Consider the following 10,651-nt stretch of genomic DNA (forward strand, 5'->3'; position numbering starts at 1 on the left):
GCGTCGCGCGGCTCAGCGCGCCGGCGCGGTCTGCAGCACTTCGGCGCTGCCGACCTCGTTACGCGGGTCGCTGCCGCCGCTGAGCACGTTACGGCGCTTGTCCCATTCCACCGTCTGCAGGTTGCCCCAGACGTGGCTGGACCCGTGGCCATCCTCGGCGCTGTCGCCGGGCAGCTTCAGCGCATGCCCCATCGCTTCCAGGCCCTTGGCCGTGGCCGCGTCGAAGGTGCCGGTCTCGGCCTCGATCACGTCCGGCAGCCACTGGTGGTGGTAGCGCGGCAACGCGGCGACCTGCTGCGCAGTGAGGCCGTCGTCGTAGCCGAGGATACCGAGCAGCACCATGGTGATGATGCGGCTGCCGCCCGGGGTGCCGAGCACGATGGCCTTGTCCGCGTTCTCCATGAAGGTCGGCGACATCGAGCTGAGCGGGCGCTTGCCCGGCTTGGGCGCGTTGGCCGCGTAGCCCATCACCCCGAACGCGTTGGGCGTGCCCGGACGCAGCGCGAAATCGTCCATCTCGTTGTTGAGCAGCACGCCGGTGCCCTTGGGGATCAACCCGGAGCCGTACAGCAGGTTGACCGTCTGGGTCGCGCCGACGCGGTTGCCTTCGCCGTCGATGATGGAGAAATGCGTGGTCTCGTCGTCTTCCAGCGGAGTCGGCTGGCCCGACAGCAGATCGCTGGGCGTAGCCTTGTCCGGGTTGATGGTCGAGCGCAGGCCCACGGCGTAGTCCTTGCTGAGCAGGATGCGCTGCGGCACATGTGTGAAATCCGGGTCGCCCAGGAAGAAGGTGCGGTCGCGGTAGGCGCGGCGCATCGCTTCCACGGTCAGGTGCACGCGGTGCACCGGGTCCATGGTCTTGAGGTCGTAGCCCTCCAGGATCTGCAGCATGCTGGCCAGGGCGATGCCGCCGGAGGACGGCGGCGGCGCGGTGGTGATGGTCCAGCCCTTGTAGTCGAAGCGGATCGGCGTGCGTTCCTTGACCGTGTAGCCGGCCAGTTCCTGCGCGGTCCAGCGGCCGCCGGCCTGCTTGACCCCGGCCAGCAGCTTCTTGGCGGTGGCGCCGCGGTAGAAGCCATCGAAGCCCTTGTCGGCCAGCAACTGCAGCGTGTTGGCCAGTTCCGGCTGCTTGAACACGTCGCCCTCGGCGATCGGCCGGCCGTTGCGCAGGTAGACCTCGCGCGTGCCGGGATAGCGCTCCATCACCTTGCGCCGCGACTGGTAGCCCTCGGCCATGCGCGCGTACACCGGGAAGCCTTCGCGGGCGATGCGGATCGCCGGCGCCAGCGACTGCCGCAGCGGCAGCCGGCCGTGCTTGGTCGCCAGCTCCACCAGCGCCGCCGGCAGCCCGGGGATGCCGGCCGACCACGGGCCGTTGATCGAGCGGTCGCGGTCCAGCTCGCCCTTGGCGTCCAGGAACGCGGCCGGCGTCGCCGATTCCGGCGCGGTCTCGCGCGCGTCCAGCATCACGTCCTTGCCGGTCTTGGCGTCGTGCAGCAGGAAGAAGCCGCCGCCGCCCAGGCCCGAGCTGATCGGCTCGACCACCGACAGCGTCGAGGACACCGCCACTGCGGCGTCGAAGGCATTGCCGCCCTCACGCAGGATCTGCAGGCCGGCCTCGGTGGCCAGACGGTGGCCGCTGGCGATCGCGGCACCGGGCGGATGCGCGGCTGGGGCGGTGGCAGTCGCTTCGGCGACCGGTGCCTCGGCCCACGCCGACGGCGTCAGGACCAGGGCGAGCAGCAGGACACGGCGGACGAGGCTTCTCATGCGGCGGGGGGCTCCAGTGGGTACAACTCGGGGTGGTCGCGCTGCAGGCGCTGCAGCTTGGCCAGCAATTGCGCGTGCGTCTCCGGAATGGCCGGGTCCGGGTCGATGCATTCCACCGGGCACACCACCACGCACTGCGGCTCGTCGAAATGGCCGACGCATTCGGTACAGCGGGCCGGGTCGATCACGTAGATCGTCTCGCCCATGGCGATGGCTTGGTTCGGGCAGGCCGGCTCGCAGACGTCGCAGTTGACGCAGAGCTCGTTGATCTTGAGGGACATGGGGCGCACTTCGGCACTGACCCGGGCAGTTTACCGGATCGGGACGGGACGGCCCCGCGAAGGCGGCGCCATGGCGCGGAACGCTGTATCGCCATTGCCTCGTCGTGAAGGAGCGCGTCTGCCCCGCGATCGACGCCGGACACACGGCGCCTGGCATCGCCGCATCGAAAGATGGCACGCCTGGTCTCGAGGGCCAGGCCCTTCTCCGCTGTGGCGGAGAGACTGGGTTCGCGCCGTGCGGCGCGACATGGCGGGACCGGCGCGCATCGGCGCGCCGGCCCTGCGGGCTTACTTGGCTTCGACGAAGATGTAGTCGGCGCCGGTCGGCTTGACCACGGCTTCGACGCGGGCGCTGTCGGCCGGGGCGCCGATGTAGACCACGCGCACGCCCTTCATGGTGTTCGGCTCGACCTTGGCGAAGGCCGCGGTGATCAGGTCGGCCATCTTGGCCGAGGCCGAGGAGCCGAACGCCAGCATGTTGCCCGGCTGGATGCCGCGGCCGATGGCGGTGGTGGCGCTCTCGACCTGGCGGTCGTACTTGGCCTGGAACTCCGGATCCGACTCCGGCGGCAGGTAGTACAGGAACGGGCTGTTGGTGACGTTGCCCATGTTCTGGATCGCCACTTCCTGCAGGTACTTCTTCCAGCCGGCGTCGTCGTCCTTGGCCGGGGCGGTCAGCGCGGGCTGCGCGTCGGCGGCCGGCTTGGCGGCCTCTTCCTTCTTGCAGGCGGTGAAGCCCAGGGCCAGCGAAGCGATCAGCAACGCGCGTGCGGTGGTGTTCATGGAACGGCTCCCTCTGTGTCGTCAGTGAATGGTGGACGGCTCAGCGCTGCGCGGCGGCCTGGCGGGCCTGGACCAGCGCCTGCACCACCGACGGCGGCACGAAGCCGGAGACATCCCCGCCCAGGCGCGCGATCTCGCGCACCAACGAGGACGAAATGAAGCTGTGTTGCTCGGCCGGGGTGAGGAACAGCGTCTCCACCTCCGGGATCAGATGCCGGTTCATGCTCGCCATCTGGAACTCGTATTCGAAATCGGACACCGCGCGCAGGCCGCGCAGCAGCACGCCGCCGCCGACCGAGCGCACGAAATGCGCCAGCAAGGTGTCGAAGCCCAGCACTTCCACGTTGCGGTGCCCGGCCAGCGCCTCGCGGGCCAGCGACACACGCAGCTCCAACGGCAGTGTCGGACCCTTGGACGGGCTCTGCGCCACGCCCACGATCACCTGCTCGAACAGCGGCGCCGCACGGTTGACCAGGTCGATATGGCCGTTGGTGATCGGATCGAAGGTGCCGGGATAGACGGCGATGCGGCTATGGGCCACGGTCATGCGTCGGGTACCGCGTGAAGGTCGCCGGGAAGTGTAGCAGCGGTGCGCCGGTACAGGGCAGCACGCACCTCGCGGCTGCCGCCCTCGCGGTACAGCGCCCAGGGCGCAGGCGGCGCCGGTCCCTGCCCGGCCGGCGACTCCAGGTACAGCCAGGCGTCGGCAGCCAGCCGCGCCGGCAGGCGTTGCAGCACCGCGTCCCACAGCCCGGCGGCGAACGGCGGGTCGACGAAGGCGATGTCCGCCGGGGCATTGGCCGGCGCCTCGGTCAGCCAACGCAGCGCATCGCCCTGCACCACCTCCACTTGGTCCTGGGCCTGCAGCCGCGTGACCGTGGCGCGCAGCTGTGCCACCTGGCCCGGGTCGCGTTCGACCAGCACCGCGCCAGCCGCGCCGCGCGACACCGCTTCCAGCCCCAGCGCGCCGCTGCCGGCGAACAGGTCCAGCACGCGCGCCCCGGGCAACACCGGTTGCAGCCAGTTGAACAGGGTCTCGCGGACCCGGTCGGAAGTCGGGCGCAGCCCGGCCAGGTCCGGCACCGGCAGCCGCGTGTTGCGCCAGCGCCCGCCGATGATCCGCACCTGCCCGCCGCCGGGACGGCTCATCGGCAGCCCCGCAGGGGCCTGGACAGGCAGGACATGAAACGCAAGGACGGCATCGGCGACGGGCGGCGGAACGGGGTCCGGATCATAGACCAGCGCGCCGACCGGCGTCTGCGCGGCCCGGTGCTTGAAGCCGGCCGCGGCCGCCACCATGTCGGCCGGCAGAGCCGTGCCCCCCTCCGCGCGGCCGCCCATCCTTCATGGAGCACCTACCGATGAGCGTGGAAACCCAAAAAGAAACCCTGGGCTTTCAGACCGAGGTCAAGCAGCTGCTGCAGCTGATGATCCATTCGCTGTATTCCAACAAGGAGATCTTCCTGCGCGAGCTGATCTCCAATGCCTCCGACGCCGCCGACAAGCTGCGCTTCGAGGCGCTGGTCAAGCCGGAACTGCTGGACGGCGACGCGCAGTTGCGCATCCGCATCGGCTTCGACAAGGACGCCGGCACCGTCACCATCGACGACAACGGCATCGGCATGAGCCGCGAGGAGATCGTGGCGCACCTGGGCACCATCGCCAAGTCCGGCACCTCCGAGTTCCTCAAGCACCTGTCCGGCGACCAGAAGAAGGATTCGCACCTGATCGGCCAGTTCGGCGTGGGCTTCTACAGCGCCTTCATCGTCGCCGACCAGGTCGACGTGTACAGCCGCCGCGCCGGGCTGCCGGCCAGCGAAGGCGTGCACTGGTCCTCGCGCGGCGAAGGCGAGTTCGAGGTCGCCACCGTCGAGAAGGCCGAGCGCGGCACCCGCATCGTGCTGCACCTGAAGGACGACGAGAAGGATTTCGCCGACGGCTGGAAGCTGCGCGGCATCGTGCGCAAGTACTCCGACCACATCGCCCTGCCGATCGAACTGCCCAAGGAACATCACGGCGAGGACAAGGACAAGCCGGAAACGCCCGAGTGGGAAACCGTCAACCGCGCCAGCGCGCTGTGGACGCGCCCGCGCAACGAGATCAAGGACGAGGAATACCAGGAGCTGTACAAGCACATCGCCCACGACCACGAGAACCCGGTGACGTGGAGCCACAACAAGGTCGAGGGCAAGCTGGAGTACACCTCGCTGCTGTACGTGCCCGGCCGCGCCCCGTTCGACCTGTACCAGCGCGACGCCTCGCGCGGACTCAAGCTGTACGTGCAGCGCGTCTTCATCATGGACCAGGCCGAGCAGTTCCTGCCGCTGTACCTGCGCTTCATCAAGGGCATCGTCGATTCCAGCGACCTGCCGCTGAATGTCTCGCGCGAGATCCTGCAGTCCGGCCCGGTGATCGACTCGATGAAGTCGGCGCTGACCAAGCGCGCCCTGGACATGCTGGAAAAGCTGGCCAAGGACGACGCCGAGCGCTACCTGGGCGTGTGGAAGAACTTCGGCCAGGTGCTGAAGGAAGGCCCGGCCGAGGACTTCGGCAACCGCGAGAAGATCGCCGGCCTGCTGCGCTTCGCCTCCACCCACGGCAGCGACGGCACGCAGAACGTGTCGCTGGCCGACTACGTGGCGCGGATGCAGGAAGGCCAGGACAAGCTGTACTACCTGACCGGCGAGAGCTACGCGCAGATCAAGGACAGCCCGCACCTGGAGGTGTTCCGCAAGAAGGGCATCGAAGTGCTGCTGCTCACCGACCGCATCGACGAGTGGCTGATGAGCTACCTCACCGAGTTCGATGGCAAGTCCTTCGTCGACGTGGCGCGCGGCGACCTGGACCTGGGCAAGCTCGACAGCGAGGAAGAGAAGCAGGCCAAGGAAGAGGCCGCCAAGGCCAAGCAGGGCCTGGTCGAGCGCATCCAGAACGTGCTGAAGGACGAGGTCTCCGAAGTGCGCGTCTCGCACCGCCTGACCGATTCCCCGGCGATCCTGGCCATCGGCCAGGGCGACCTGGGCCTGCAGATGCGGCAGATCCTGGAAGCCAGCGGCCAGAAGTTGCCGGAGAGCAAGCCAGTGTTCGAGTTCAACCCGGCGCACCCGCTGATCGAGAAGCTGGACGCGGAAGCCGACGGCGAGCGCTTCGGCGATCTGGCGAAGGTGCTGTTCGACCAGGCTGCGCTGGCGGCCGGCGACAGTCTCAAGGACCCGGCGGCGTATGTGCGGCGGCTCAACAAGCTGTTGTTGGAGTTGTCGGTGTAGGCCTTGCCAGGCCCAAACGGTGGGAAGAACGAAGCCGGCGACCTGCCGGCTTCGTTGTTTCTGGGCCCGCTGTCAGACATGGAACGGGCTGGGGATCTCCAGTTGCCGTGCTCTGGCCACGACGGATCTCAGTCAGGACAGCCGCCAGAGGGTTCTCACGAAGCACGGCTCGGGCCAGAATCCAGAGCACTCCCCCGCCCGCCTTTCTCGATGAACACCAGCGACACGATCCCCCTGTCCCTGGACCAGGCCACCAACCTGGTCGAGCGCATCCTCTCCCGTGCCGGCTTCAGCCCCGCGCATGTGCATGCCCTCACCCACACCCTCGTCGCCGGCGAACGCGACGGCTGTGCCTCGCACGGGCTGTACCGGACGCTGGGCTGCGTGGCGACGCTGCGCAACGGCAAGGTGGTGGGCGACGCCGAGCCGGTCGTGCACGACCATGCGCCCGGCATCGTCCGGGTCGATGCGTGCGGCGGGTTCTCGCTGCTGGCGTTCGAGCGCGGCCTGCCGTTGTTGATCGAAAAGGCGCGCGGCAATGGCCTGGCGGCGCTGGCGATCAACCATTGCGTGCACTTCTCCGCGCTATGGCCGGAGGTGGAACGGCTCACCGAGGCCGGTCTGGTCACGTTGATCTGCAACCCCAGCCATGCCTGGGTCACGCCGGCCGGCGGTCGCACGCCGCTGCTGGGCACCAATCCGTTGGCGTTCGGCTGGCCACGCGTGGACGCGCCACCCTTCGTGTTCGATTTCGCCACCAGCGCGGTGGCACGCGGCGAGATCGAGCTGCGCCGCCGCGCCGGCCAGCCGATTCCCGAAGGCTGGGGCGTGGATACGACAGGCGCGCCGACCACCGACCCGGCCGCGGTCGCCGACGGCGGCGCGATGCTGACCTTCGGCGGACACAAGGGCTCGGCGCTGTCGGTAATGATCGAACTGATCGCCGGCCCCTTGATCGGCGACCTCACCAGCGCCGAATCGCTGGCCCACGACGCCGGTGCCGGCGCGGCGCCCTACCACGGCGAACTGATCCTGGCGCTGGATCCGGCGCGCTTCCTCGGCGCCGACCGTGCGACGCATCTGGCCCGCGCGGAAGCTTTCTTTGCCGCCTACGAGGCCACCGGGGCGCGCCTGCCGTCGCAACGCCGCTACCAGGCGCGGGCACGCAGCCGCAGCGAAGGCGTGCGGATTCCACAGGCCTTACATCAGGATCTGCTGGCCTTGCTCGATTGAGGGGCGCCGCTAATAGCCCGCTTTGCCGTAGCTCAGCGGGACATGGCGTCGTCGTGTAGGAGCGGCTTCAGCCGCGACGCGGCGTTACCGGTGATGCCTGTCGCGGCTGAAGCCGCTACTACGAGTGGCCTTCCGTCATCGCTAGGTACGCGGCGCAATCGTGCGATGCGCCGCGCCAGATGCGGCAGCCAACCCGCAATCCGCACGCCGTGACGGCTCGACGCCACCGGTGCGGAAGCGCACCGGCCGATCGCACCGCGGCGGGCTGCACCCGCCACGGCACCGGCACCCTGCTCGCCTGTGCAAACAGCATTCGGCTCAGAACTTCACCGTCGCGCGCGCCCAGTAGTAGCGGCCAAGCAGATCGTAGGTGGCCACGTCGGTGTTGGCGTTGGTGACGTTGTTGGCGTAGTACAGCGGCGGCTGGCGGTCGGCCAGGTTGTCCACGCCCACTTCGAAGCGCGTGTTCCACGGCTTGACCTGATAGCCCACCTGTACGCTGTGGTAGACGTAGGCACCGATGTCGCGGACCACGGCGGGCTGGTCGGCGTCGGCCGACAGGCTCTGCCGCGTGTCGGCGCTGCCGATCTCGGTGCGGCCGATGTAGCGGACGCGCCACGACGCGCTCCAGTCGCCCAGGTTCCAGTTCAGCGTGCCCAGCGCGCGCCAGCGCGGGAAGTTGCCGTAGGCGTAGGTGTACTTGCCGGCGTTGTGGATGGTGACGGTGCTGGGGTCGGTGGTGTCGGGGTTGATGTCGTAACGGATCACGTAGGTGCCGTTGAGGCCGGCGCTGAAGCTGCCCCAGGCGGTGTCGGGCAGGCGGTAGTTGAGGCTGAAGTCCGCGCCGCTGGCCCACAGCTTGCCCAGGTTCACGGTGGGCTCGGCGATGTAGTTGACGGTGCCGTTGTCGTTGCGGTGGATCAGCGCGCAGAACGCGCTGGCGTCGTTGGCATAGCACTGGTTGAGCACCGTCTGCGCCGAGACCTGGGTGATGGTGTCCTTGAGGTTGATCTTCCACAGGTCCGCGCTCATCGACAGGCCCTCGACCCAACCCGGGTCGTAGACCACGCCGAAGTCGTAGGACATGCCGGTCTCCGGCTTGAGCTGGTAGCCGGCCACCGCCGCGCCGGAGGCCTTGGCGCCGACCTGGTTGTCGGCCTGCTGGTAGCTGCCGTCGGTGGGCACGTTGGCGCAGGCCGCGGCATGGCCGCCGGTGTAGCCGTTGCACGGGTCGGTGACCGACGGCGAGTCGCCGGCCACGCCCGCATACAGTTCGTTGATGTTGGGCGCGCGGAACACCTGCGAGGCGGTGCCGCGCAGCAACAGGTTCTCGATCGGGCGGTACTCCAGCGAGACTTTGCTGTTGGTCTTGCTGCCGACGGTGTCGTAGTCGGAGAAGCGGGTGCCCACGGTCAGGTTGAGCGAGTGCACGCCGGGCAGCCCCGCCAGCAGCGGGAACAGCGCTTCGGCATAGGCTTCCTTGACGCTGAAGCTGCCGCCGAGCACCGACGCGCAGTACTCCAGCACCCCACACATGCCGTTTTCGTCGCCGGTCCACAGCGGATCGGCGGCGGTGCTGGTGCTTTCCTTGCGGTAGGACACGCCGGCGGCCAGGCTGACGGTGCCGGCCGGCAGCGCGAACAGTTCGCCGTTGGCATTGGCCTCGAACTGCTTGACCGTGTAGACGTTGGTGACGATCGGGTTGACCACCAGCGCCTCCAGCGCGGCCTTGTTGCTGGCGGCGTTGAGGTTGAACACGTCGATCGGGGTGCAGCCGGCGATCACCGCGCCGGCGCTGCCGCACTTGACGGTGCCGTCGGCGGCGAGGAACGACGGCCCCACCGCGGCGTTGAAGCCGGCGTAGTCGAGGAAGCCCTGGTTGATCGACTTCTGCTTGACCTTGCCGTAGTTGAGGCTGGCATCCCACTGCCAGGAACTGTCGCCGAAGCTGCCGCGCAGGCCCGGATTGATCTGGAAATTGTAGGTGTCGTACTGGTATTGCCGGTTGCCGAGCACCGTGGCGCGCGTGTTGAAGTTGTTGTACGAGGTGCCGGTGCTGCGGTCGGTGCCGAAGTTGACCCCGAACGGGTTGTAGTAGCTTGCGGAGGAGACCAGGAAGTTGTCGCCGTTGGCGAAGATCGGGATCGGCGCGATGATCGAGGACGAGGTGGTCTTGCTGAAGTAGGTGTTGACGTAGCCTTCCAGATGGTCGTTGAACCGGTAGCTGCCGAGCACGAAGGCGTTGGTGCGTTCCTGCGGGGTCTGCAACAGGTTGTAGGGCTGGTAGTTGTAGGAATCGGTCGAGGCGACGTAGCAGTGGTACTGGCTGGCGTTGGTCGGGCTGCTGCTGCCGCCGTTGAAGGTGACCCGCGAACAGCCGTTGCTCGCCGCCAGCGCCTTGGCCGCGGCCGAGCCGTCGTTGAAGCTGATGCTGCCGGTCGGGGTAGCCGAGGAGCCCTGCTTCACCCCGACGCCGTCGATCAGCGACAGCGCATCCTTGGAATAGGCGCGCTCGCCGGCCGAGACCGGATCGATGTCGTGGTAGGACAGGCCGGCGACGATGCTGCCGCGCTCGCTGGTCTTGCCGGCGGTCAGCGAGAAGTTGCGGCGGTTGCCGTCGCTGCGCGAGCTGGTGCCGAAGTCGGCGCTGGCCTCGATGCCGTCGAAGCCCTTGCGCAGGATGAAATTGACCACGCCACCGATCGCGTCCGAGCCGTACACCGCCGAGGCGCCGTCGCTGAGCACTTCCACCCGCTCGATCATGGTCGCCGGGATCGCGTTGACGTCGTTGCTGGCCAGGCGCGTGCCGTTGACCAGGACCAGGGTGCGCTTGTCACCGAGGCCGCGCAGCGAGATCACCGAGGCGCCGGTGCCGCCGCCGTTGTTGGTGTTCGGATTGGTGGCGTTGCCGGCGATCGACGGCAGCTCCTGCACCAGATCGCCGAGCGTGGCCTTGCCGGTGGCCTCGATCTGCGCGCGGCTGATGGTCACGACCGGGTTGGCGGTCTCGGTGTCGACGCGGCGCAGGCGCGAGCCGGTGACCACGATGCTGTCCAGGGTCTGGGGAGCGCTGTCGGCGCTCGCCTCCTGCGCCTGCGCCGTCCCCGCGCTGCCCAGCGACAAGGCGGTGGCGACCGCCAGCGCCAGCGGCGTCGCGGCATGACGGAAGGAGGGGCGTGGCGGCGAAAACGACATGGGCGAGCTCCAGGAGTGATGACGAGACGGGACAGTGAGAAACGCAGGCCGAACGACGCCATGCCGGCGCCATGCCGACGGACGGACCTGCTGGACGGTGGCGCCTGCGCGGCGCCTGCGATG

Annotated in this window: 8 protein-coding genes; 2 read left to right on the plus strand and 6 right to left on the minus strand. The window is 68.6% G+C overall.

Features of this window, described 5'->3' with window-relative positions:
* Window positions 1-12: 12 nt before the first annotated feature.
* From ggt to rsmD, 5 genes are all read right to left on the minus strand, one after another.
* Window positions 13-1,770, minus strand: coding sequence for a gamma-glutamyltransferase (gene ggt / locus GGR66_RS14520; RefSeq protein WP_184448716.1), 1,758 nt, complete (start codon window positions 1,768-1,770; stop codon window positions 13-15).
* On the minus strand, window positions 1,767-2,051 hold the full coding sequence (locus GGR66_RS14525) for a YfhL family 4Fe-4S dicluster ferredoxin (RefSeq protein WP_184448717.1): 285 nt from the start codon (window positions 2,049-2,051) through the stop codon (window positions 1,767-1,769). The genes ggt and GGR66_RS14525 overlap by 4 nt, the downstream gene beginning before the upstream one ends.
* 288 nt (window positions 2,052-2,339) lie before the next feature.
* The gene (locus GGR66_RS14530; RefSeq protein ID WP_160970243.1) at window positions 2,340-2,834 is read right to left on the minus strand and encodes a hypothetical protein; all 495 of its coding nucleotides are present in this window, start codon (window positions 2,832-2,834) and stop codon (window positions 2,340-2,342) included.
* 40 nt (window positions 2,835-2,874) lie between these two features.
* Window positions 2,875-3,381 carry a pantetheine-phosphate adenylyltransferase gene (gene coaD / locus GGR66_RS14535; protein WP_019801822.1) on the minus strand — a complete coding sequence of 169 codons (507 nt, stop codon included), beginning with the start codon at window positions 3,379-3,381 and terminating at the stop codon, window positions 2,875-2,877.
* A complete protein-coding gene (rsmD, locus tag GGR66_RS14540; protein WP_184448718.1) occupies window positions 3,378-3,983 on the minus strand; it encodes a 16S rRNA (guanine(966)-N(2))-methyltransferase RsmD in 606 nt (201 codons plus the stop codon). Before rsmD ends, coaD begins: the two co-directional genes overlap by 4 nt.
* 212 nt (window positions 3,984-4,195) lie before the next feature.
* On the opposite strand from rsmD, the gene htpG reads away from it, so the two are divergent.
* Window positions 4,196-6,100: a molecular chaperone HtpG gene (gene htpG / locus GGR66_RS14545; protein ID WP_184448719.1), complete on the plus strand. Its 1,905-nt coding sequence runs from the start codon at window positions 4,196-4,198 to the stop codon at window positions 6,098-6,100.
* 210 nt (window positions 6,101-6,310) lie between these two features.
* Window positions 6,311-7,333 carry an Ldh family oxidoreductase gene (locus GGR66_RS14550; RefSeq protein ID WP_184448720.1) on the plus strand — a complete coding sequence of 341 codons (1,023 nt, stop codon included), beginning with the start codon at window positions 6,311-6,313 and terminating at the stop codon, window positions 7,331-7,333.
* Between the two features lie 318 nt (window positions 7,334-7,651).
* Here the strand turns inward: GGR66_RS14550 and GGR66_RS14555 are convergent, their stop codons facing one another.
* Window positions 7,652-10,528, minus strand: a complete 2,877-nt coding sequence (locus GGR66_RS14555) for a TonB-dependent receptor (protein WP_167087562.1) — start codon at window positions 10,526-10,528, stop codon at window positions 7,652-7,654.
* Window positions 10,529-10,651 lie beyond the last annotated feature (123 nt).

It is taken from the genome of Xanthomonas sp. 3498, from assembly GCF_014199795.1.
Taxonomy (GTDB): Bacteria; Pseudomonadota; Gammaproteobacteria; order Xanthomonadales; family Xanthomonadaceae; genus Xanthomonas_A; species Xanthomonas_A rydalmerensis.